Here is a 21711-nt window from a genome sequence, read left to right as displayed (position 1 = left end):
GGCCGTGGCTCGGCTTTCCGAGCAACGCGGCCCCGGAGTAGCATGTCCATGCCCCGGCTCTGGCTATCACCGCCTGGCATCATTGCCTCCAGCAGCAAAGACCGCTGGTCCAAAGCGGACGGTCAGCTTGCTCGCGACCAGCCGAGCATATCGACGCTGCCGCCATCCGGTCGGGCTGTGATAAATCCCGATGGCACGCCAATAGTCGCGGGTGGTCCTCAGCCCTGACAGGAAGATCCAGCGCGCAACATCGACGTTGAAGCACGCGTCATGGATCAGCCAGTACCGGACCTGGACCTCGGGCCGCGCGACAAGCTGCGAGATGCGTCCGACCCACCAGCTATTCACCTGCAGCGGGCCGAGATCATGGCTGCCATCGGAATTTCTCACCTCGGCACCGATCCAGCCGCCCTCCTGATCGCGGAGGCCCCATAGGGTCTTTTCGAGCCAAGGGCGCCCTTGTGCCGCCCGGCGAATACAGGCGCTGAGCGTTGCCACGTCGGTGGTTTCCCGCGCCTGGGCTGGCTGCGGGACCAGCGCGGAGCCGAGCGCCCCTGCCAGCGGAATGAAACGGCTAGCGATCATGGCTGCCCTCCCTGTCCGAGTGACTCGCATGCTCGGGTTGGTGCTGAGAGCTGTTGCCACTCGAGCGTCCGCCAGTCTCACCGTCTCGCTCCGAAATACCCGTCATCCATCGGTCCATCATCTGCGCTACGGATTGGGCACGCCCGGCAAGAAAGGCGGCAATACCATCTGGCCGTTCGCTCTCGCGAATCCCCTTCCCAGAGGCTTTCCGATCGGCGCGCGCCTCCCGCTGCTGAGCCCGCAGCAAGTCCAGGCGCTCGCCATGCATCGCCCCCCGCGCCTTTACGGTACTGCTGTCGAGGCGACCCAAGCCTTCGAGCGAAGACGTCTTCTCGCCAGATCGCCGCTCAAGCTTTTCGATCAGCCGCTTCTCGTCCTCGGTCCAGAGCTTGACCCCGAACCGGGCTCTGGTGATCGCCGTGTAGTAGTTCTGGCCGTTGACCAGCGGCGAGTTCACCGGCGCCACGACATAGACGCGGTCATAGGTTTTGGACTGGGCCGAGTAGACGGTCTCGGCATAGCCATGATCCCAGTTCTTGTGCTTCCCAAGGTCCACCGGCTGGAGCCGGCCATCCCGGTCCCAACGGATCGTCGCGTGGTGGCCCTCCAACCGCTCGACAGTGCCGCGGTCGGCGTTGCGGATTCCAAGTTCGTGATTGACGAGCCGCCACTGGATGCGGTCGCCGGCGGCAAGGTCGCGCTGCTCGCTGTTGAAGACATTGACCTGCGAGGCGCGACCCAGCCGCGGGTCCCAGGAAATTGTCCGGCCATGTTCGTCGACCAGCCGGACGACCTGGCGACCACGGGCATCGCGGCCTGTCCCGAGCACTCGATATTCGGTCTCCCGCGCTATGCCGAGACCGGCATTGTCGCGCGCGAACACGAGCACCTGACCGCCGGAATAGAAGCGGGCGAGATGCTTCTCCTGGTCGGTCATCCCGCTCGGCGTAAGCGCCGACAGCCGTGCATCCTCGGCCGCGACCGAGCCCTCCGACTTCAGCGCTTCGCGAACCTTCGTGTTCACGATCAGCCGGGTGGCGTTTTCCAGGACCAGGATGTTGGTGTTCGCCCTGCTTTCCGGCTTGAGCCGGCTCCATTCGCCGACCAGCCGCTCGGCGAGCTTGTCGGCACTCTCTCCGCTGGTGACCTTGTCGAGATTGGCCAGCGAGGCCGCGTAATTGTGGAGACGGGCCTGGGTGACCGCCGCCTTCATCGCCCTTGTCTCCTGTCGAACCGACTCCGTCAGCTCCGCGCGGGACAGGCCGAGCCGCTGCATCAGCCAGAAGGGCTTGCCCTGCTCGATCGCGCCGGTCTGGCGGTTATCCCCAAGCAGGATGAGCCGGGCGCCGGTCAGCCTGCTGATCTCCAGCACGCGCAGGGCCTGCCGGTTGCCCAGCTGTCCGGCCTCGTCGAGTACGAGGACGTGGCTCTCGTCCAGATTGCGCCCACCGCTAGCGATTAGGCTCGCCACCGTCCTCGCCTCGATCCCGGCACTCGCGCCCAGATTGGCGGCCGCCGATGAGGTAGGTGCAAGCGCGATCAGCGTGGTCGCCGGGTCCGCCGCTTCCCGCAGCGCGCGGATAAGGGTAGACTTGCCCGAGCCGGCCACACCATGGACCCCCACGACCCGGTTGTCGGTGGTGCCGATATGAAGCAGTGCCCCTTCCTGTGCCGGGTTCAGCCCGTTTGCCTCCCCGATTGCGCGAAGTCGCTCCGGCGTCGCGATCGGGGCGGCGTCGTTGAGCGCCAATGCAAGATGATCCGACAGCGCCAGCTCCAAGCGCGCCGTTCGCCGCGAGGTCCGCCCGCGGGTGTGGATCTCGTCGCCGGTCGCCTCCCTTGTTTCGAGCAGCTTGCGCCGCACCATGTGCTCGTTTGCGAAGGAACGGACATCTTGCAGACGGACCTCGCCGACATGGCTGGCAAGCGCGCGGGCCAGCAACCGGCCCAGATTGTTGACTGCCTCGCGTCCCTCCTCCTGCCGAAGACCGAAGAGCATGGCCTGGGCCGAGATGGATACGGAGGGCTGCTCCGAAGCCTGTTCGGACCGCTCCGCCGCCGTGCGAACGGCATCAAGCGTCGCCCCTTGCTCCGCTGCGCGCGCGTTCCACCTGGCGTGCAGGGCCTCCAGCGACAGCTTCTCCTTGGGGCCCCTGGTTTCGTAGAAGGACACCCGGCGGGCTGCCTGACCGGTGAGACCATGTTCCTGGGCATGCGCTTCGATCTGCCCGGCGCGTTGGGACATGTCGGCGATGAGCTGCTTCGGCACGCCCCGGATTTCGAAGAGCCCTCGCCTCGGGTCGAACTCGATCGCGTAGCCGAGGTCCTTGAGGGCGTGCGCGAGGTCGTTGCGATAGACCTGCCCCGCCACCATCTGCTCGGCGAACATTGCCCGGGTTTCGAGACTGGCCATGGGCTCGGCGTCGACCCGGTTGGTCATGTTCATGACTACGACATGGGTATGAAGATGAGGGTCGAGCTCGCGCGAGGCATGCTCTGTGAAGCGAGCGAAGATCAGGCGGCCGGTCGTTTCATGCCGGATTTCGCCCTCGGAGCGATGCCGCAGCGTTGCATGCTCCTCGAGATAGCGTAGCGCGGCACCGACCGCGTCCTCGTGCGCGGTCAGGATGCGGGCATCGCCGGAGACCAGCGCCATGATCGATACCGATTTCGGGGCGCTTACGGCGAAGTCCCATCCCGGATGATGCTGGATCGTATCACCCCGCCGACGGCCCAGCTGCTGATCTCCGACCTTGCCGGAAAGCAGTTCCTCGAACAGGCCCGGCTCGACTCGTTGCCCGGCCAGGCCAAGCTCAGCGGCGATCTGGCCACCCCATTCGGAATGCTCGTCGCCGCCCTTGGTGTAATAGTCTCCGACCGCATAGTAGCGCGCGATGTTTGCGGGCATGCCCTTCAGGCGCCGGGGATGGATCATGCCGGCCTCGCCGCGTCACGGTCGCCGGCAAGCCGGCCATGCTGATGAAGCCGGAAGCCCGCGGGCTTGCCGAGCAGCGTGATTTCGGGGGCCTCTGCCGGGACGGTGGCAGGCGCCGGATCGTCCTCCATTCGCTCCACGACCGGATCCGCAGCGGCAGCCAGGTTTTCCTCGGGAGGCTGCAGCGGCAGCTCGGGCATATTGGCCCTTGGTCTGTCCCCTGCCCGGCGCCTGGGTGCGGCTGCGGGCACATTTTCGACAGCGACTGCCGGGGCCGCCACGGCCAGCCTGACGGGCGGGGCGAGGCGCTCCACAAAGGCGGCGGAGACGGACAGCACCTTGTTATACCGGTCCTCGAACCGGACGACCGGCAGATTGCGCCCGAACCGCAGATAGCCAGTGAGGTTTGGCAGGTTGGTGACCTCGGTGTGGAGCACCAGCGGGCGGGTGACCTGCATCCGTGAAAGGTTCACGCCGTCGCGCATGTCGTTCACGCCATAGGACATGCCTTCATTGGCCTCGACCTGCTCGACCTGGCCGAGATTCTCGCTGACATGCTTGGCGGTGGGGGTGTCGTTGGCGCGCAGGGCAACCCAGGTCGAGCAATAGCCGGTGATCGCGGCAGCATCCTGGATGCCATAGGTCGCCTCCAGTTGCGGATAGCTCTGGAACCCCAATATGCCGCAGCCGCCATATTTGCGGGCGCGGGCGAGAAAGTCGGAAAGCGAGGGCAGCTTCTGCAAGGTCGGCAGCTCGTCGATCACGACATAGAGTCGCCGGTCGCGGTCGGGCTGGAGGCTCATGATCGCGCTGATCGCGATATCGAGCCAGACCGTGATCAGCGGGCGAAGCGAGGGGAGCTGGTCGGCCTTGACGGTGATGAACAGCCAGCTGTCATCCTGCTCATGGGACACCCAGTCACGGATCGAGAGGCCGTCCTCGGTGTCGTCGAGATAGGAGAAGCTGCGCATGATCGAGGCCAGCTCGGCCTGGATGCCGGCGCTGGTGCGCTCCCCCTCCGTCGAAATGAATGCCGCGGCATCGGTGCCCGCGGCAAAGGTCGCCAGGTCCTTCAGCCGCGAGCGCAGCAGCGTGTCGAGCAGGATCGAGACCAGGGTGCGTTCCTGCCGCGCGAGCTTGCGCAGCACCGCCACCAGCGTGCCGCGCGCTGCCTTTGCCCAGAAGGGATCGCCGGCCTTGTCCGGGATCGTCAATTCCGCAATCTGGTCGTAGTGATAGTCCCGCGGGACATCGACCCAGGGGCTCCAGCGGTCCGAGCGGGCATCGAGCGGGTTCAGCAGAACGTCCGTGCCGGGCCGGTAGAATTTCTCCACGAAGGTCCCGGCCGTGTCATAGACGATCGCCCGGCGCCCACTCTTGCGGATGCCTTCGAGCATCTTGACGATGAGGTTGGTCTTTCCGGTTCCGGGCGCGCCGCAGATCAGGATATGCTCGGGCTCGAAGGCATCGGGGACCCGGACACCGCCGATCGAGAAGCTGCCCTTGTGCTGCCAGCGCAGCGCCCGGCGGACCTGGCGAAGCGTCCCGAACCGGGCCCCGCGCAGGAACTGGTTGGATCCCAGGCCTCGCCCGGTACGCGTGAAATAGAACCAGGCCCAGAACAGCATGGCGAGCGCGAAGACGCCCGACAGCGCTGCCCCATGGATCAGATATTTCTCGAACGCGGCCAGGGTGCGATGGGCGACGGGCGAGTCGAGCAGACCCCGGGGCGAAGTCCAATATTGGTGGCCGTGCGGCCCCTTGAACAGGATCGGGGTGGCGTTCCCTGGGACCGCGTCGCCCATGACCGCGGCCTGGGCAAGCTTGCCCATCACATAGCGCTCATAGTCGCTCGAGGTCTCGAGCGCGTACCAGGCAATGCCCCCGATCCAGATCACCAGCCCGGCGAGCAGGGTCTGATAGAAGACCTGCGTCGTCATCCGGACATTATGGACGATAGCCTGCCCGCCCCGCGTCCAGCTGCCCAATGTGTCGTGCCGGAAGATGCTCATGCGCGGTCCTGCTCGGGATCGAGCAGCCCCCTGTCGCGCAGCAGCCGGCGGGCTTCGCCGAGCCCCTCCTCCAGGGTCTCGGGGGACCTCTTGCCGACCGACTTGGCGAGGATGGCGAGTGTCTGGATCGCCGTCGCGTGGAGCTCGTCGAAGCGGGCATGATAACCGCTCGGGTCGGCGCCCTGGAAGCGTTCGAGAACATCTCGGATATAGGCGGAAGGAGTCGAGCCTCCGGCCCGGGCAAAGTCGAGAACGCGGTCATAGAGACCGTCGTCCAATCGGATCGTGATGCGTGCCATGCTTGGACCCTGTCCAGCGCCGGCACGTGATGAAGCATCGCTGTCATAGCAAAAAGCGGTCGCGATCTCAAGAATTTAGCGGTGCGGACGCGTCCGACGGGAAGTGACGCGCCGCTTCATGCACTTAGCGGGGCGACCCATGAGAGACGTCCGACACCGACGGACATTTGGTGACGCGCGGTCCGCCAGAAGGAGACGCCCGAGAGCCGCGGAAATGAGCGGTTCCGGCGCCCGCAGCACCCGTGCGTACGGTGCATTACAAACGCCCTCGCGGCGTGCGTCCTCGAAATGCTGCGATCCTTGATCGCAGCCCGCCTCGACCGGGCACGGGCGTGGCCCCCGAAGGGTGACCAAAACGCCGGCGAGAGCCGGCATTTCCCCATGCCGCAGATGGACCCCGGCCGTTGACGTCCCGCCGCTTTCACCCGAGAATATCGCTCGGCGGGCAGACCGATCGAGGAGATCGACATGCCCAAGATGACAGACCGGGAAAAGCTCAGCGACCTCGAAAAGCGCCAGCGCCAGATGGCCGACGAAGCGGACGCAGTCCGCAGATCCCTGCGCGCTCGTTACGCCGCCGTCCTCGCGGAAATCCCCGTGGAGAGGCTCAGCGAACGCGAGTTTCGAGACATTGTTGGACAGGCTATCCGGGCAGGCGGTTCCCCTGCCCTTGCCGCTTTGAAGGCGTTGCCGCCGGCGCCTGGCTGACCAATCACGCCCACCCGAAGGGTGGCCCCTGCGACGAGCACGGCGGAGCCGCGCGCAGGAGGCCGGTACCGCCCACGGTATCGCATCGCCTGTGCGACGGGCCCCGACAGGGGTCCCTGAGCACAGGCGAACTTCCCCGCAAAACGAATGAAGGGCCGACCCGGACGAACCGGGCCGGCCCTTTGCTTTCACCGCGCCACGCGCTGATCCGCCAGCCGGAAGAAATGCGCCGGCACCCCGGCGGCGCGCACCATTCGCGCAAGGTGCGACTGCAGCCCTGACCCCTCGCAAACCACCGCTTCCACCGGCTTCAGCGCCAGCAGCTGTTCATTGCGCGCGAAGCCCGCCCGCTGCCCAAGGGCTCGGTTAAGTGTAAAGGCAATTAGGGGCGTGCCGGTCCGCGCGGCCCAGGCGGCGGCGACAGCGTCACATCCCTTGCTCTGGGCGGTGGTCGCCAGCACCATCGAGGGGACCCTTGCGCGGATGGCATCGAGCCGCTCGCTGAGAGAGACATGATCCTCCCATTGCTGGCCGCCCGAGAATATCACCACCGGACCCTCCGGAGCATGGGCGTCGGTGCGCCGCCGGCGCCGGGCTGCCAGGAAATCCGCCGCCGCAATCACCGTAGCCGTGCGCTTGCTCGACACCAGCGATCCCCGCGGGCTCGACCAGGGCCGGCCCGTCTCCGCATGATAGGTCCCGGCGGCATGGTCGCGCATGCAGGCCACGGCATCGCGGGCTTCGTCCAGCGACTGACAGAGAAGCTGGGCCTCCTCCAGCTCCCCCATCATCACCTCGCTGCCATCCGCGTCGCGCAGAAGTTCCTTGATCCGGACGGCTGCCTTGTCGGCCTCGCCATCCAGCTGCCCCGCCACCTTGTGCAGGCTGTGCACCACCCCCCAGGCGATCCGGTCCGCCACCACCTCGAGCCGAGTATCGCGCAGCACGTCGAAGATGGTCCGTACCAGCAACTCGGTCGCCAGCTGCACCTCCCGGGCGTCCGGCATGGGAGCGTCGCTTGCCTCCCCGCCCGCCGTGATGCTGAACCCGTCCACCGTCTCGGTGAAGGCGGTGGCGAATGCTTGGCTGGGTTGCGCGGTCTCCAGGCTAATGAGGTCAGCGATCTCCGAGAAGTCTCGGACGGAACGGATATGATGAGTCATGAGAACCTCCTTGATTGAAGAGGTCACTCCCTCTGCACGGGCTCCGAGCGCCGGGGTCAAGGAGCGCGGAGCGACCGCGCGGCGGCGGTGGGGGTCACGATTTTGCGAAGCAAAATGGTGGGGCCCCGCCGTCCTTGAGGCCGGTGCGGTCCCGTGCGATCCTTGGACGACTTGAGAGAAGAGAAAAGGCTGAATTTTGCCGGGCTCGATGCCCTGCAAAATTCATCGGAGGCTGGGCGTGCGCGTGCCACCGATGCGATGTTCCCGCCTCCGCCGGGCTTGCCACCGCCAGCTTCGTCAACCAATCAGTGCCGATAAGGGGTGATTCATTGAGCAACGAGACAGCCGGGTGCACCGCGCGACGCGCGTCATCCTGGCATCGCCGCGGACCTTGTTCCGCACCTTTGTCGATGCCGAAACCATGGCTGCCTGGCGCGCGCCGGATGGCATGACGGCTTTCCTCCGCGGCTTCGATCCGCGCGTCGGCGGCTACCGAATGATCCTGACCTATGACGATCCCGCCCGCGGAGCGGGCAAGACCGCCCCGGGCCGGGACGAGGTAGAGGTCCGGTTTGTCGAGCTCGTCGCCGAGGAAAGGTGACGGAGCGCGTGACCTTCGTCTCCACGGATCCTGCTTTCGCGGGCGAAATGCTACTCATTAGCAGCTTCTTCCCCGTATCGGACGGCACCCGGGTGACGATCACCGCGGAAAATGTGCCGCCCGGCATCGACAGGCAGGAGCATGAAGCTGGATTGGTCAACGCGCTCCGCAATCTGGCCAGGCTCACCGAGTAGCGCTCAGCCTTCGGGCCGCGGTGGCAGATAGGCTTCATAAGGGTTGCAGTCGTGGAGGTGGCCGAACGGCACAAAGCCATATTCGCCGGCGTCCCACTCGACAGCGCAGAGCACATAGCGGGGCTGGAGGGTGACTGCGTCCTGGCATTCCATGAGCGCGAGATCGCCAGCCCGCGCGGCCCGCGGCAACGTCTCGAAATTGGCCTGGTGGCCCGGTGGAATGGCCATCACCGCCTCCCGGGCACTAGACCGCGAGGCAGAGGCTGCGGGTCCGCCGCCTGGTCCGCCTTGCGAAAGGCATGGATTGGCACCCCCGCCTCGCGGAGCAGCCCGTAAAGATTGGCCTGAAGCCCGGACCCTTCGCACAGCACCGCCTCGACGGGCCTCAGCTCGACCAGCTTTCGGTTGCGGGTAAATGCTACCTTCCGGCCGGCGCCATAGAGCCCATAGGTCACCAGAGGAACCTTGCGCTCGGCCCGCGCCGCCCAGGCCGCGGCGATCGCGTCGGCACCCTTGCGTTGCCCGGTCGTGACGAGCGTCATGGTCGGGATCCGGGCATGGATCGCATCTAGCCGTTCCCAGATCTGCTGGAAGTCGTGCCAGACCGCGGGCCCCGAAAACACCACGATGGGTCCTTGGGGCAGGTGCCGCTCTCGCGCCGCAAGTTGGCGCGCGCGCAGGAAGTCGAGCGCGTCGACCTGGCTCGCGCTCGTCGGTGAAGTCCGGCTTCCCCGGGCCGGCGACCAGGGCCAGCCCGACAAGGCGCGATAGGTTTCGGCGGCGAAGTCGCGCATCGTCTCGACCGCGGCACGCTGTTCGGCGACCGACTGGCAGAGTAGCTGCTTCTCCTCGAGTTCGCGGACATAGACTTCGCTCATATCGGGCGCGCGCGCGAGTTCGCCCAGGTCCTGGGCCAGGCTGTCCTCGCGCCGCTCGAGCTTGCCGGCGACGAAGTGGAAAGAGTTTACAACGCCCCAGGCAAGCTCGGGCGCGAGATGCTCTAGGCGGGTGTCGGCAAGCAGATCGAACAGGCAGGCGATCACGCCCCCGCAATCGGCCTGTACGGCGAGCGGCTCGGGCATGTCGAGTTCGGCGGGATCCTCTCCGACCTGGGTCACGGTGAGGCCGAGCGGCTCCCCGAATACGGCCTGGAACTCGGGGGTGGCAGTCATCTCGGCATAGAGCCGGCCGAGATCCGCGAAACGGTGGACATTGTGCGCCAGGGTCATGGCGATGCTCCTCTAAAGCGGGACCAGGGGAACCGGAGGAAGCCAAGGCCCCCTCCGGCCCATTGCGGTCACGCGAACGGAATCTCGTCCTCGAGATCCGCCCGCGTCTCCGCCAGCGCGCCATCGGCCCCGGCCGTGCTGTCGCCGAACCCGTCCCCGGACCCGTGCCCATCGCCACGGGCGCCATTCGCCCGGCTCACCGGCGCAAAGGCATCGCGGGGCTGCGGCCTGCGCCAGGCGACGCGGAAGCCTTCCTGCTCCGCGCCGAACAAGGCGATCGGCAGCGGCTCGGACAGGCTGGGATCGTCAATCGTGCCCTGGAGGAAGACCTCGCCGGTGGTGTGTTTGGCGACCGCTTCCCAAAGCGCGCCGATCTGGACCCAGCGATTGCCGACATTCAGCGCCAGGATCTCATAAAGCGGCGCCCGGTCGTTGGCGCTTTCGACTTTGCGCAGCCCGAGCTGCGGCAGGTCGATCGTGCGGGTTGCGATCGAACCCAGAAGACGGCCGTTCACAGCTGCGAATTCCCCAATATTCATCAGACTTCTCCTTGACGTCCGCCGCCTCGGCCAATCCCGAAGCGACACCCCCCAAAGTCCCCCTCTCCTCTGATGCCTGAACCTCGCCGCCCGCCCCGCGTCTGTTGCGCGCAATTTCCTCGCGGGGCGCCCACACTGCCGACGCGACATCCGGCAGCCTCCTTGGAGCGCCGCGGCCGATCGGGCAGAGGTTGCCGTTTTCCGAAACCGGTAGGAATGGGGCTGCCTGAGATTATTGACGCTGCAGCCGGGACAATGCATTTTTCTTGTCTTCCAGAGCGTAGGGGCGCGCCTTTGGAGACGAAGAATGGCTACGCGCGACATCGCTCAGGATCGCGACTATTTTCTGAAACGCGCCAAGGAAGAGCGCGAAAGAGCTGCAGTCTGCGAGGACAATGCAGCCGCGCTGGTGCATCTCAGATTGGCGGACGAATATGACAGGCAGGCCGTGGACCCTGCCATGACGCCAAGCCCGATCTCGAACTGACCGCGCACGCGCTTCCATACCGGTTCAGCCGGCGGGATATCTGGCCACAACGATGCGAATGATCGTGCCCGGAATCTGTCCGCAGGCCATATGAAGCTAAGGGCGGGCGAGATCCGACATCTCCGCAATTACCATGCCTGCGAACGTCGAATTGGCGACCCGTATTGAATTGGCCCAAAGGTCCCCGTCGGGGTTGCTGAGCGCTATCCGCACCATCCTGTACAATGCGCCCTGGCCGATCTCTTCCATCGGATGCAGATCGAGTTCTTCGGCCCAGTGCGCACGTGATCGAAAATGCCTTGCCGGGGAGAGGGGACCTAGAGCCCGCATGCCGGCCTCAGGATGCAGCGCAATTGACGATCGTCACCTTCAATTCGCGGCGCCTTGGCTTCGTTGCTGACGGGCGGACAGTCCGACGGCTTCCGCGCCGCGTGCGACGGCCCTCGGATCATGGCTGCCGATATCCTGACCGCGCCGGAGCAAACCCGATGCAACGCCGCGAGATCAGCCCAGAACGCGAACCGCGAATGCCGCGGCTGCGGCAAGTCCGTCCTGCCCGACGCTGTGCGCCACGCCCCGGGAGACATGGGTCTCGACCGTGACAGCCGCCTCGGTCAGCGCCGTCGAGGCGAGCTCCATCGATCGGAACGGAACCACGTCATCCTGATCGCCATGGATGAGCAGCACCGGCGGCCGGCTTTCGATCTCCGCCTGAAGCCGCTCCGGCGCGACGAGCATGCCGGAGATCCCGATGATGCCAGCAAGCGCTTGCGGCCGGCGTAGCCCGACATGCAACGCCATCATCGTGCCCTGGCTGAAGCCGACGAGGAGGACGCAGTCGGCCGCGAGGCCCGCCTGTTCCATCTCCTGCGTGATGAACGCGTCGAGCCCCGGCGCGGCGGCCTTGGCACCTGCGGCGCGCTCCGCCATCGAGAAGGTCTCGATCGGCCACCATTGATAGGCGGCCGCAAGCCCCGGCATCCGCGAGGGTGCGTTGGGTGCCACGAACGCGGCATTGGGAAGTGCCGGCTGGATCACCCGCGCCAGCCCGATCAGGTCCTCCCCGTTCGAGCCATAGCCATGGATCAAAATAACCAGCGCATCCGGCTTCAAGCCGGAAAGCGGTGCAAGGCGGGGACCATCGATCGACACGGAAAGCCTTTCCATCAAGAGGCACCGGTCACCCTGCCCCAGTTCATAGTGAACGCCAGCCTGTTACTTGTCGCGTTCCGCTCGCTTGCGGTCCGCCTTGCGCGCCCGGCTGATCGCCGCTGCGCGCTCCCGCGCCCGCTTCTCCGAGGGCTTCTCATAGTGGCGGCGAAGCTTCATCTCGCGATAGACGCCCTCACGCTGCAGCTTCTTCTTGAGCGCCCGCAGCGCTTGGTCGACATTGTTGTCGCGAACGATGATTTGCATAGGAACCTGATTTCCAGCTGGAGTTGCTTGGCAATGTCCTCCGGCTCTAGCGCCGGCGCCCATCAGGGCAAGCCCGAAACCCGCCGCCCGACGCGGCGCCCGCCCCTCACACCTTCCCTCCCGCGCCCTGCCCTTTCGGCAGCGGATCGTCGCCCGAAGGGACGGGATCCGACGCAGTCGGAGCCCGGTCGCCGCGCAGCGGCGATAGAGCCGCGGTGCCCGCGCAGCGGGCGGCCGCCTAGCGCCGTTCGCCCTCCAGCGCCGCTCCCGGCCAGGGCTCCCATCAACGTCGCGCCGCCAGCACCCAGTCGGCACATCGCTCCGCGATGACCATAACCGCCGCCTGGGTATGCCCGGCCGTGACCCTCGGCATTACGCTCGCGTCGCAGACCCGCAGCCCGGTCAGGCCGTGCACGCGCAATTCGGGGTCGACCACGACATCCGCATCGAGACCCATGCGGCACGCGCCGGACATATGCGCGAAGCTATGAGCGGCGGACCGCCGCCATGCCTTCAATTCCGCATCGGACATGTCCGACCGCAATCCGGAAACCCCGTCGACACCCGTCGCCCAGCGACTGAGCGGCGCAGCCCCGACGATGGCAAGCGCCTGGCACACCCCGGCCGCGAGGCGATCCAGGTCGCTCTCGTCCTGGAGGAAGCTCGGGTCGACCAGCGGCATCTCCGTCGGGTCGGCCGATCGCAGGCGCACCGAGCCGACCGAGCCGACCGAGGCAGGCCGGACCAGGGCCGTCCGCAGCGCCATGCCCGGGCCTGCGAAGCCGCCGGCGAAGGCGAACGTCTCGAGGTCGCTGCCGGGCCAGTCGGGACCGGAGCGATGCATCAGGATCGCCATTGCCAGCTCGTTCGAGGGTAGCGGCTCGCTCGACGTGACGCCGATCGACACCGCCGGCTGCTCCTGAAGTCCCGTCCCACCCCGTCCAGCGAATGCCGGACCTCGATCCCGAGCCGGTGCAGCTGCTCGGCCGGCCCGATGCCCGACAGCATCAGGAGCTTCGGCGATTCCACGGTGCTCGCCGCCAGGATCACCTCGCCTGCGCAGGAGATTTTCTCGATCACGCCAGCGCGGGAGGCAGTGATGCCGGTGCACCGACCTCCGTCGAGGGTAAGACCTTTCACCAGCGTGTTGTCCCACAAGGTCAGGGTCGGGCGGTCCAGGGCCCGTGCCAGATAGGCCTGGCGTGCCCCGAACCGCCTGCCGCCTTTCTCGTCCACGACGAAATGGCCGACACCGCAGTCCCTTCGGGTCGATTGACATCGCCGACATCGGGATGTCCGAACCATCGTCAACGCCTCGGGCCCGATCCGCCAGATCGTCACGGTCGATGCGCCTGTTGCAAGGCGCTGGCTGGTCATCTCCGATCTCGGCGAGGCCGCGCCGTCGATCCTCCAGATCCAGCGATGAGCTACCGCGGCCTTGGCCCGGCAATGCAGAAAGGTCGTCAGGCCCGCCCGACCGCGACGCCCTGATGCGGCAGGAGCTGGACATCGAGGTCGTTCGCGGCCCCGAGTACCGAGAGCAATTGCGCCGAGGCGGCATTGAGCGCGTCGAGCGTCTCGAACATCTCGGTCGTGTAGGCGCCCCGCGCGAAGGTGCTGCGATCGCCCACCATGGCGGAATAGGCAGCGGGCCAATGGCACAGCAACAACCAGGGCCAGCCCGTCTCCGGCGGGTCATAAGTCGCGATCGTGATGTTCTGCGCCGAAAGCTGGGTGGCCCGGTAGTCGAGAAGATCGGGCGAGACCGGGCCCGGCCGGTCCTCGGCCAGGAACTGCGCAAGCTCGAGTTGCTCGCGCTCAGTCTCGACCATGATCGGGTAGAAGCGGCCAAGCGGCAGGCTTGGCGCGGCGAAGCGCGCGGGAATATCGATCACCATCACATCGGGCAGCGTCAGGATCGGACGGGGATAGAAAAGTCTTCGGCGGGCAAGATCCTGATTGAGCACATACATCGCAGGCAGTTTGGCTCCGCCACCGAACACGTCAATGGCGCCAGTTTCATCGTGTCGATCCCGACCGAATTTTCTTCATTCCGCGCGACGTAGGCGATCAGGCCGGGACTTGTTAAAGCCTGTCCGGCGGCCCTCCACTAGCTTGGCCGGCGAGTAAAATTTCGAGATCGTCACAGCCTCCGATCTGCTTGTCGCCCAGCAAGATCACCGGCGTCGTCGTCACGCCATGCAGCGCCTTGCACTTCTCGACGTCCTCGCGCGTGCGCAGGAGCCGCTCGTCGATCTCGTAGCCGCTTTCCTCGAGCAGCGCCTTGGCACGGACCCCGAAGGGGCAGACATTCTCGGGCAGCACCATCCTGAACAACGTTGCTTTCTCGGACTGCATTCGCCGTCTCCATCGCGAGGTCGGGTCCCCGGAATGCGCGGGCGCGATTAGGGTTGCACCATTTACAACAAAGGCGGACATTTCAGCCGCTTGAACGTTTCGGAACGTCGCACGGTCCAGCTTGTTATGTCGGTGTGACGCTCTCGGGGCGGGGCTGACAAGGGAAAGACAATGAACCGTCAGGAACGCCGAGCCCATGCCGCGCAGAACCGCCAACCGACCCAGCGCATTTGCCCGTGCTGCGAACCGCGGCGCGAGCTCGCCGCGGCGGTGCCTGAAGCCCGGGAAACGACCGCCGCCGCGCGTCACTCGCGCTGATTGCGAGGAACCGACATGGAAACCGCGAACACCGCGCCGATCGAACGGATTGCCAGGGTCCTCGCCGGCCACGTAATGAGCAGAAACGCTGAAGGCGACATGGCCTCGGCCGCGGAAGCTGTCGACGCGCTCTGGCCGGAATACGCGGACGCCGCCCTCGCCGTGCTGCGGACCTTGCGCGAGCCGAGCGCCAGCATGGTCGCGGCAGGCGATGCGGCGATCTGGGAACGCATGATCCTCGCCGCGATCGAGGATGAAACGATCTCCGAATCGTGACAGGTCCGCTCATTCCGCCGACAGCCCCCAATGAGCCCGGAGCGTTGCGTTGAGGCGGCCGAGCGCCGGATTGCTACACTGGCGCGCGCGTGACGGAAGGCTCGAAGTGCTGCTCGTCCATCCCGGCGGACCGTTCTGGGCAAGGAAGGATGTCGGCGCCTGGCAGATCGCGAAGGGCGAGGTCGAGCCAGGCGAACGCGAGGAGGATGCCGCGCGCCGCGAGGCACGCGAGGAACTCGGCATCGACATCGATGCAGCGCTTCAGCCGCTGGGCGAGCTTCTCCAGAAGGGAGGCAAGCGCGTAACGGCCTTCGCCTGTCCACTGACCTTCGACCCGGACAAGCTGCGCAGCATCACGTTCGAAATGGAATGGCCTCCCCGTAGCGGCCAGAAAGCCCAATTCCCGGAGGTCGACGCGGCCCGCTGGATGGAGACCGCGCAGGCTGAAGTCATGATGCTGGAGAGCCAGCGTCCGCTGCTCGTCCGGCTGGAAGCGCTCCTCAAGGGAACCTAGCGGTTCAGGCCGCACCTTTCAGGACAGTTCACACAAGGATTGGAAAAATGACCGAAGCCATCTGGGACGACGATGTCAGGACACCGGAGATCGACTAGCGAATGAGCGCCTCGCTCGAAAATGTCCCGCGAGGCGACGACGAACTCGCGGAAGTGACCAGCCTCGATGGCGCCGTGCGCGCCTGGCGCGCACTCGACGCGCATCACCGGGACGTAGCGGTCCTGACGCTGGAGCGCCCCGTCCAGATCGAAGGCGCGCTAGCAGACAAGTTCATCGGTTCGGCGATTGCCCAGCTGGCCGAACACCTTCCCGCAGAAACTCTAGGCTAAACAGCCAGCCGTGCCGTTACGCCGGCACGGCGTCGCGGCGTCCCACTGTCAGCGCCAGCCCAGAGCCGGCGCGATATACTCTACGATGCTCTCGATGACAGGGCGCCGAGGCGGGGGCAGGCACCGCCATGGCTTGCTCGGTCGGTTCCGGCGCCGGCGAACAGGACAGGCCCGGGTAGCTGGGATCACGGCATGACCACTGGACGTGGCCGCAGGGTCACTCTAGAGGCCCCGCCCCGCAAAAGGAGAAACCGAATGAACACCGCCGATCTCGTCGACCGCCTGGTCACTGCACACGGCATCACCACGGCCGACGCCAAGCGGTATGTCGACACGGTGTTCGCCGCCATCACCGATGCCGCCTCCAAGGGCGAGGAAGTCTCGCTGAACGGCTTTGGCAAGTTCAAGGTCAAGGACAGCCCTGCGCGTGAAGGCCGTAATCCTTCGACCGGCGCTGCCATCCAGATCGCAGCGTCGAAGAAGCTCGGCTTCACGCCCGCCAAGGCGGTCAAGGACAAGCTCAACGGCTGATCGATTCGAGGCGCGTCGCGACTTGCGGCGCGCCTCCCGTTCAGCTTCCGGAGAGCGCTGCCGCCGCCACGCGAAGGATCACGGCCTGCTCGGCGCCGTCGCCGCAATCCGCGTTCCACCCAAAGGCCGGGATTGATCCGCGCAGATCGCTCCGGATCGAGTCCGCGACACGCCGCACCTCGTCTGGCCCGGGCGTCCGGCCCGACGCGATGCAGTCGATCAGTTCGGGAACAAAGGGCCTCGGCGCCTGCATCACAATCTCCACCGCAGCCAAGGTTTGGTGCCCGGCGCTCGAATTCAACGCGCCGGGGTGGCCGAACGCGACGAACGGTCGGACGGAACCGGCGAACCGCCGGCCGCCCGCTCTTTTGCCGCCGGGCGTGAAATGGCCATGGCTTGCTATCGGGCACGCTTTGCACGACCCGGCTCCATGGACCGCGCTGCCCACCCCTTCCCCTTTGCCCCGCCACGGCGTTGTGCCCGGAGATGCTGAGTGCGCTCGATCTTGCGCAGAGCAACCTCGACGAGGCTCGCCAGCTTCGCGCGGCAGGCCTCGCCTATCGGGCAATCGCTCGGCGCCTGGCATTGAGCCCCTCGCAGATCGCGCATATCCGCCGCGGGCTGAAGCGGACGCGCTTACGCAAAGCCGATCCCGATGCGGACGACCGCGCCCTGCCAGTCAGCCAGTCGGTCCTGCCGATGGATCTGCGCCGCCGCCTGCTCGAAGCCGGTTTCCTATCGCTTGGTGATCTGGCCGACCGCATCGCGCAACCTGACCTACCCGGACTCGAAGCGATCCCGGGCTTCGGTCCACATCGGGCGCACCGCGTGAAGACGTTGCTCGATCAATTCGGCATGCTGCCGGCTGGCCCCAATGATCTTCGTGCGCAGATCGAGCAGCTGTTTCCCGAGCTCAGCGAGGAGCACGCCACCGATGGCGTAAGGCTTGCGCCGGCAAGGAGTTCCAGGCCCCATTCGAGGTAGAGCGATACCTGAGGCTGGCCGAGATGGTCGGATAACGTGATCGCGTGTCGGACAAGCGCGAGCGCGACCTCGCGGTCGAGTTGCTCTTCCATGGTTTTCCCTCAAAGTCTCTTTGAGGAGATGGACGCACGCGCCGCCCCTTTACGGGGCGACCCTGTCGAATTTGCCGCCGCGCGACGTACATCGCCCAAACGCTTCGGGGAGCCGGCCTCAGCAGCTAGCGGGTCGAGTCGGAGAAATGGCGGACCAGCGTTGCGAGGGCCTGAGCAAGTAACCGTTCAACGTCCGCAATCGAGATCGCGAGGCATTCGGCGACCTCCGCGTAGCTCAGCCCCTCCGCGCTGTGCAGCCGGAACGCCCTGCCGATGAGGTCGGGCATCGCGGCGACGGCCGCCCGATAGGCCTCGATGTCCACAAGGGCGGTGCCGCATTCCGTCGATAGGTCCGATGGGAGGGAGAGCCAGAGGGATAACGCATCGCCCTCCGCTCCGCAGTTCTGGCACGTTTCGAGATCGTAGAGGCCGCCGAGCGACCAGCACTGCCGTGTTTCATCCCAGTGCGCCCAGGCCTCCCTGACGACATCGTTCGACAGGCATCGCGGACAGGTGGCGCCGAGCCGCCCGGACGCCGAAGGCGGAGGGTCTCCATCCGGGTCGGGGGGATCACCGGTGGCGACTTTCACCCGCACGTCGAGGTTCGGTATCAGAACATTGTAATAGGCGCTGTCCTCGGCGCGCGCTCGGGCGAGCCGCTCTGCGTCGAATGAATCGATGGCGAGAAGGGTGTAGCTCTCCGCCGCAAAGGTGACCTCACCGCTCTGGAATTCGACGTCGACGCGAAAGGCGCATGCGATCGGCTGCGAGGAACGGGTCATCGCAAGTCTCCTGATGCTGGTTCGAAATTCGGGCCGGACGCGCCGGGCTCGGTGCCGTCAGTTGCGCTTCTGGAGCAGGCGCTTGGCCTTGCTCTCGAGCTCCAGCCGGGCGTCCTGGTTCGGCTTAGCGCGCGCAAAGGCAGTAACACCCTGGACGAAATCGTAGAGCGACGCGGGCGGGTGCCCTTCCTCTACCAGGACGGTATCGATGATCCTTGCGGTGTCCGCCTTGGAGAAGCCCTGACGTCGGAGGAAGTCGTCGCGATCTTCGTCCCTGCGCGCCACGATGGTGTCACGCGCCGACTGGATCCCGCGCACGAAGTCCATCGGTGAGGAGTTGGCGAACCGGGTCAGCGCCGGCGCGGCCTGTTGCGCGAAGCGGCTCGCTGCGAACTTCGAATGACGGATGCTGATCTCCTCGAAATGCTCGACGCCCCACAAATTTCGGTTCATGCAGACCGCGCGCAGGAAAAAGGTCGCGATGCCAAGCGCTTTCGCTCCGACCTCGGAATTCCAACAATAAAAGCCGCGGAAAAACAGGTCTGGATCGCCGTTTGGGAGCTGGCCCGCCTCGATCGGATTCAGGTCGTCGACCAGGAACAAAAAGACGTCGCGATCGGACGCATAGAGCGTCGTGGTATCGGTCGTGATGTCGACCCTCGGATTGTAGACCATCGAGCTCCAGTCGAGCACGCCGGGCACCTTCCAGCGCGTGTCGCCGGTGCCGTTCCCGGCGAAGCGCATCACGGCTTCGACCAGTTCATGATCCCATATCCGGCCATAGTCCGGTCCCGTCGCCGCGCGCAATTCGGCCCGACCGTCGCTGGTCTTGAGCAACTTCACCTGCTCGCCACGGTGCGCGACCAGCCCATGCTGCAGATTGATGCCGGCCAGCGCAGCGGGCAGTTCACGAAGATAGCCTGCCGGCGCGCCGACGAGACTGCAAAGCTGCCCGAACGACCAATGGGTCGGCCCGACGGGCGCGTCCATGCCCGGCGCGAGAAGCACGAGGCGTTCGGGAACGTCGCTGCGGGCCTGGACATGAATAGCGCGACTCTCGACGATCCGCGTGGTTGCCTGGTCGGCGCGGGCACGAACCCGATCGTAGAGCGTGTCGAGCGAGAGGAAGCGCTCGTCGTCCGGGCGGTTGAACCATTCCGACGAGACCCGGCCGATATTCTGGCCGCGGCTGATGTCTACCTTGAAGCCGGACGACGCCCGGCCTCCGTCGGTGGCGATCATGTTCATGGAGCTTCTCCTGGAAGGTCGCGAGATCCGCGCATCGAACCTCGCACCCTCCCTTCTCCCTCCCCTTTTCCCGCTACGGGGTCGGTCCCCTACCGGGGGGGCCGGGTGCCCGGCACCGCCCGACCGTGCGGCCAGTCCGAGAATGGTCGGAAGGATCGCGGATTGGAGATGGCTCGTCGGAGCCGGCCCGCTCGCCGGCCCCGACAGGCCCTTTCAGGCCGCCGCGCGCAACTCGGTGGCGCCGTCGTCGGCCTCGTCACCAGCCAGGACGGGAGCATTGTCGGCATCGGTCGGCCCGGTGTTTCCAATCGCCGTGCCGCCTTCGACGCCGGCAGCGTCGGGTTCGGGTGCGAACCGCATCGCATCGGGCACCCAGAGGATGGTGCGATCCTTGACCTCGACCTCCGCAATCAGGTCGCCCGCGAACATCATTTCCGCGGAAACCGCCAGGTCGAACTTCCGCGCATTCGCGTAGCGCGCCTTGTATTCCCCGCCACAGACCTTGTGGAGCAGGTCGAGGATCGCCGACTTGTTGAGCCGATCGAAGAAGTTGCGCGCGGTCGGTCGCCACCAGCGCGCGACATCGATGCCGAGCTTTGCCCCGAGATGGTTCAGGAAGGCGCCGCCCTTCTGCCCATCGGGTACCGCCGTGATCGTCCGCGCGACCGCATAGCCGAGCCAGGCAGCGCGCATGGTCTCTTCCAGCGCACAAAAGGCGTCGTAGCGCGCCTCGAGCGTGTCGTGGTCGCGCCAGCCGCGGTCGAGATTTTGCTCGAGCGCGGTCCATGCCCGGGCTGCCGCGGTATCGCTCTCGAAATTCGGCACGCGGGGAGCCGCAGGCTTCGCCCGCATCTCGCTCGGCATCCCGCTCCAGCTGAAGCCGGAACCTCGTCGACCATGATGAAGGTGCCGAGGCTGAGCGCGAAGATCGGATCGCGCGCGATATGCAACGCGAGCAGTTCGGTCTTCATCATCGCGAGCTCGTCGCGCAGGCGTCCGCTATAGAGCGGGCCAGCGTCTTCCTCGTCCTCCCGATCGTCATCATCGGCTGTGACGATCGCGGCATCTTCATCCGCCGGCCCGTCCTCGTTGCCCCCTGCTTCTCCGTCGGGCTCCTCCTCGATCCGGTATAGCGTCTCGTGCAGCTTCGCCGATCCATCCTCGCCCAGGACCATGTAAGCGATAGACCCCGACTTCTGGGCGGGGGAGAACACTGCCTGGGGCTGGAGCGCCTCGAGTGCGTCGTTCAGCGCTTCGCTCCGCGCGACCTGCTCTTCGCTATACTCCTCCTGACCCTCGGCTTCGGCCTCGATGGCGGCAAGCTCCGCCTCGATCTCGGCCTGGAGGACCAGCCCCGCCTCGTCGAGTGCACCGGGCTCCGGCTCCACCTCGCTGAGCTGGCTGGTGACGCTCCAGGGAATGAAGGTCGCCGGTACGACGCGGACCTCGGCAAATCCCTCGCGTTCGCGCATTGCCTCGGCCGCCGCCGCCAGCGCTTCGTTCGCCAGGCGCTCGACGATCTCGCCGTCGAGCCACGATTCGGTGCTGGTGTCGGAGAAGAGGTCGCAATCGCCTGCCTTCACATAGGCTTCGCGGCCCACCAGGATCGCCTTGGGATCGGAGCCGCGATAGGCGCCACAGGCGAGCTGGCGCCGGATCTCGTTGACGTTACGGGCGAGGTGCGGGCTTGCCTGGAGCGTCTCGAACACGCTGGACTGACGGTCCGCATCGGCGATGCTCGCATAGGCCTTGGCGACCTCGATCCCGATCTCGCCGCAGCGCAGTGCCAGGAACACCGGCTCGGCAAGATTGGCGAGACGCAGCCTGCCGAGCACATATTTCTCGGTCAGGCCGAACCGCTTGGCGACGTCGGCGGGGGACTTTTTCTCGCGCTCGATAATCGCCTTGAACCCGCAACATTCGTCGGCCGGGTTCATGGGAAGCTGATAGTAATTTTCGGCGAGGCTCATCTCGATGGCGTCCTTGGCGCTTTTCGCCAGAAGGATCGGCACCATGAAGTCCTCGCCAAAGAGGCCGGCGGCGATGTTGGCGAGGACGCGCTCGAGCCGGCGGCCACCCCATAGACGGCGTATTTGCCGAGCTTGGAATTG

28 protein-coding genes are annotated in these 21711 nt (G+C 66.2%); 9 read left to right on the top strand and 19 right to left on the bottom strand.

Annotated elements, in window-relative coordinates; all coding sequences use genetic code 11:
- Window positions 1-66 precede the first annotated feature (66 nt).
- Genes AB2M62_RS03745 through AB2M62_RS03730 form a run of 4 tightly spaced genes read right to left on the bottom strand, consistent with a single transcriptional unit; the run spans window position 67 to window position 5831 of the window.
- Complete coding sequence (locus tag AB2M62_RS03745; RefSeq protein WP_404337922.1) at window positions 67-585, bottom strand: lytic transglycosylase domain-containing protein; 519 nt, start codon at window positions 583-585, stop codon at window positions 67-69.
- Complete coding sequence (mobF, locus tag AB2M62_RS03740) at window positions 575-3520, bottom strand: MobF family relaxase (protein ID WP_404337920.1); 2946 nt, start codon at window positions 3518-3520, stop codon at window positions 575-577. Before mobF ends, AB2M62_RS03745 begins: the two co-directional genes overlap by 11 nt.
- Window positions 3517-5532: a type IV secretion system DNA-binding domain-containing protein gene (locus AB2M62_RS03735; protein ID WP_404337918.1), complete on the bottom strand. Its 2016-nt coding sequence runs from the start codon at window positions 5530-5532 to the stop codon at window positions 3517-3519. The genes mobF and AB2M62_RS03735 overlap by 4 nt, the downstream gene beginning before the upstream one ends.
- Window positions 5529-5831, bottom strand: a complete 303-nt coding sequence (locus AB2M62_RS03730; RefSeq protein ID WP_404337916.1) for a hypothetical protein — start codon at window positions 5829-5831, stop codon at window positions 5529-5531. Before AB2M62_RS03730 ends, AB2M62_RS03735 begins: the two co-directional genes overlap by 4 nt.
- A 468-nt stretch (window positions 5832-6299) precedes the next feature.
- On the opposite strand from AB2M62_RS03730, the gene AB2M62_RS03725 reads away from it, so the two are divergent.
- The gene (locus AB2M62_RS03725; RefSeq protein ID WP_404337914.1) at window positions 6300-6539 is read left to right on the top strand and encodes a hypothetical protein; all 240 of its coding nucleotides are present in this window, start codon (window positions 6300-6302) and stop codon (window positions 6537-6539) included.
- Window positions 6540-6727: 188 nt separating this feature from the next.
- On the opposite strand, the gene AB2M62_RS03720 is transcribed toward AB2M62_RS03725, so the two are convergent.
- Window positions 6728-7702, bottom strand: coding sequence for a DUF2493 domain-containing protein (locus AB2M62_RS03720; RefSeq protein ID WP_404337912.1), 975 nt, complete (start codon window positions 7700-7702; stop codon window positions 6728-6730).
- A gap of 349 nt (window positions 7703-8051) precedes the next feature.
- Here AB2M62_RS03720 and AB2M62_RS03715 point away from each other — a divergent pair, with 349 nt between their 5' ends.
- Complete coding sequence (locus tag AB2M62_RS03715; RefSeq protein ID WP_404337910.1) at window positions 8052-8303, top strand: hypothetical protein; 252 nt, start codon at window positions 8052-8054, stop codon at window positions 8301-8303.
- Window positions 8304-8350: 47 nt separating this feature from the next.
- Window positions 8351-8497 (top strand): hypothetical protein, encoded by a 147-nt coding sequence (locus AB2M62_RS03710; protein ID WP_404337908.1) that lies wholly within the window; start codon window positions 8351-8353, stop codon window positions 8495-8497.
- A 3-nt stretch (window positions 8498-8500) separates the two neighbouring features.
- Here AB2M62_RS03710 and AB2M62_RS03705 read toward each other — a convergent pair whose 3' ends face one another.
- From AB2M62_RS03705 to AB2M62_RS03695, 3 genes are all read right to left on the bottom strand, one after another.
- Complete coding sequence (locus AB2M62_RS03705; protein ID WP_404337906.1) at window positions 8501-8725, bottom strand: DUF6117 family protein; 225 nt, start codon at window positions 8723-8725, stop codon at window positions 8501-8503.
- The gene (locus tag AB2M62_RS03700) at window positions 8725-9726 is read right to left on the bottom strand and encodes an SLOG family protein (RefSeq protein ID WP_404337904.1); all 1002 of its coding nucleotides are present in this window, start codon (window positions 9724-9726) and stop codon (window positions 8725-8727) included. Before AB2M62_RS03700 ends, AB2M62_RS03705 begins: the two co-directional genes overlap by 1 nt.
- A gap of 68 nt (window positions 9727-9794) precedes the next feature.
- Window positions 9795-10265, bottom strand: coding sequence for a DUF736 domain-containing protein (locus tag AB2M62_RS03695; protein ID WP_404337902.1), 471 nt, complete (start codon window positions 10263-10265; stop codon window positions 9795-9797).
- A 307-nt stretch (window positions 10266-10572) separates the two neighbouring features.
- Here AB2M62_RS03695 and AB2M62_RS03690 point away from each other — a divergent pair, with 307 nt between their 5' ends.
- Window positions 10573-10752, top strand: coding sequence for a hypothetical protein (locus AB2M62_RS03690; protein ID WP_404337900.1), 180 nt, complete (start codon window positions 10573-10575; stop codon window positions 10750-10752).
- Window positions 10753-11256: 504 nt separating this feature from the next.
- Here the strand turns inward: AB2M62_RS03690 and AB2M62_RS03685 are convergent.
- The 6 genes from AB2M62_RS03685 to AB2M62_RS03660 all read right to left on the bottom strand — a co-directional run bounded on the left by AB2M62_RS03685 (window position 11257) and on the right by AB2M62_RS03660 (window position 14526).
- Window positions 11257-11919: an alpha/beta hydrolase gene (locus AB2M62_RS03685; RefSeq protein WP_404337898.1), complete on the bottom strand. Its 663-nt coding sequence runs from the start codon at window positions 11917-11919 to the stop codon at window positions 11257-11259.
- Between the two features lie 48 nt (window positions 11920-11967).
- Complete coding sequence (rpsU, locus tag AB2M62_RS03680; RefSeq protein ID WP_116842203.1) at window positions 11968-12168, bottom strand: 30S ribosomal protein S21; 201 nt, start codon at window positions 12166-12168, stop codon at window positions 11968-11970.
- 283 nt (window positions 12169-12451) lie between these two features.
- Window positions 12452-13024, bottom strand: coding sequence for a GMC oxidoreductase (locus AB2M62_RS03675; RefSeq protein WP_404337896.1), 573 nt, complete (start codon window positions 13022-13024; stop codon window positions 12452-12454).
- A complete protein-coding gene (locus AB2M62_RS03670; protein WP_404337894.1) occupies window positions 13012-13545 on the bottom strand; it encodes a GMC family oxidoreductase N-terminal domain-containing protein in 534 nt (177 codons plus the stop codon). The genes AB2M62_RS03675 and AB2M62_RS03670 overlap by 13 nt, the downstream gene beginning before the upstream one ends.
- 86 nt (window positions 13546-13631) lie before the next feature.
- Window positions 13632-14171 (bottom strand): hypothetical protein, encoded by a 540-nt coding sequence (locus AB2M62_RS03665; RefSeq protein WP_404337892.1) that lies wholly within the window; start codon window positions 14169-14171, stop codon window positions 13632-13634.
- Between the two features lie 82 nt (window positions 14172-14253).
- Window positions 14254-14526 (bottom strand): glutaredoxin domain-containing protein, encoded by a 273-nt coding sequence (locus tag AB2M62_RS03660; RefSeq protein WP_404337891.1) that lies wholly within the window; start codon window positions 14524-14526, stop codon window positions 14254-14256.
- A 333-nt stretch (window positions 14527-14859) separates the two neighbouring features.
- Here AB2M62_RS03660 and AB2M62_RS03655 point away from each other — a divergent pair, with 333 nt between their 5' ends.
- The 4 genes from AB2M62_RS03655 (at window position 14860) to AB2M62_RS03640 (ending at window position 16494) form a co-directional block, all read left to right on the top strand.
- On the top strand, window positions 14860-15120 hold the full coding sequence (locus AB2M62_RS03655) for a hypothetical protein (RefSeq protein ID WP_404337890.1): 261 nt from the start codon (window positions 14860-14862) through the stop codon (window positions 15118-15120).
- Window positions 15121-15226: 106 nt separating this feature from the next.
- Entirely contained in the window at window positions 15227-15634 is a 408-nt protein-coding gene (locus tag AB2M62_RS03650; protein WP_404337889.1) for an NUDIX domain-containing protein, read from the top strand.
- 101 nt (window positions 15635-15735) lie between these two features.
- The gene (locus AB2M62_RS03645; protein ID WP_404337888.1) at window positions 15736-15963 is read left to right on the top strand and encodes a hypothetical protein; all 228 of its coding nucleotides are present in this window, start codon (window positions 15736-15738) and stop codon (window positions 15961-15963) included.
- Between the two features lie 255 nt (window positions 15964-16218).
- A complete protein-coding gene (locus AB2M62_RS03640; protein WP_404337887.1) occupies window positions 16219-16494 on the top strand; it encodes an HU family DNA-binding protein in 276 nt (91 codons plus the stop codon).
- Window positions 16495-16534: 40 nt separating this feature from the next.
- Here the strand turns inward: AB2M62_RS03640 and AB2M62_RS03635 are convergent, their stop codons facing one another.
- The gene (locus AB2M62_RS03635; protein WP_404337886.1) at window positions 16535-16942 is read right to left on the bottom strand and encodes a hypothetical protein; all 408 of its coding nucleotides are present in this window, start codon (window positions 16940-16942) and stop codon (window positions 16535-16537) included.
- A gap of 38 nt (window positions 16943-16980) precedes the next feature.
- Here AB2M62_RS03635 and AB2M62_RS03630 point away from each other — a divergent pair, with 38 nt between their 5' ends.
- Window positions 16981-17478, top strand: a complete 498-nt coding sequence (locus tag AB2M62_RS03630; RefSeq protein ID WP_404337885.1) for a hypothetical protein — start codon at window positions 16981-16983, stop codon at window positions 17476-17478.
- 217 nt (window positions 17479-17695) lie between these two features.
- Here AB2M62_RS03630 and AB2M62_RS03625 read toward each other — a convergent pair whose 3' ends face one another.
- The 4 genes from AB2M62_RS03625 to AB2M62_RS03610 form a co-directional block, all read right to left on the bottom strand.
- Window positions 17696-18352: an RNA polymerase sigma factor gene (locus AB2M62_RS03625; RefSeq protein WP_404337884.1), complete on the bottom strand. Its 657-nt coding sequence runs from the start codon at window positions 18350-18352 to the stop codon at window positions 17696-17698.
- 57 nt (window positions 18353-18409) lie between these two features.
- Entirely contained in the window at window positions 18410-19600 is a 1191-nt protein-coding gene (locus AB2M62_RS03620) for a DUF932 domain-containing protein (RefSeq protein WP_404337883.1), read from the bottom strand.
- Between the two features lie 213 nt (window positions 19601-19813).
- Window positions 19814-20293 carry a hypothetical protein gene (locus AB2M62_RS03615; RefSeq protein WP_404337882.1) on the bottom strand — a complete coding sequence of 160 codons (480 nt, stop codon included), beginning with the start codon at window positions 20291-20293 and terminating at the stop codon, window positions 19814-19816.
- Window positions 20212-21615 carry a ParB/RepB/Spo0J family partition protein gene (locus tag AB2M62_RS03610; protein WP_404337881.1) on the bottom strand — a complete coding sequence of 468 codons (1404 nt, stop codon included), beginning with the start codon at window positions 21613-21615 and terminating at the stop codon, window positions 20212-20214. Before AB2M62_RS03610 ends, AB2M62_RS03615 begins: the two co-directional genes overlap by 82 nt.
- Window positions 21616-21711: the final 96 nt, after the last annotated feature.

This window comes from Sphingomonas sp. MMS12-HWE2-04 (assembly GCF_044881185.1).
In the GTDB taxonomy this organism is placed as follows: Bacteria; Pseudomonadota; Alphaproteobacteria; order Sphingomonadales; family Sphingomonadaceae; genus Sphingomonas.
Note: the sequence above shows the minus strand (reverse complement) of the source record. Positions and strands in the feature narration are given on the sequence as shown.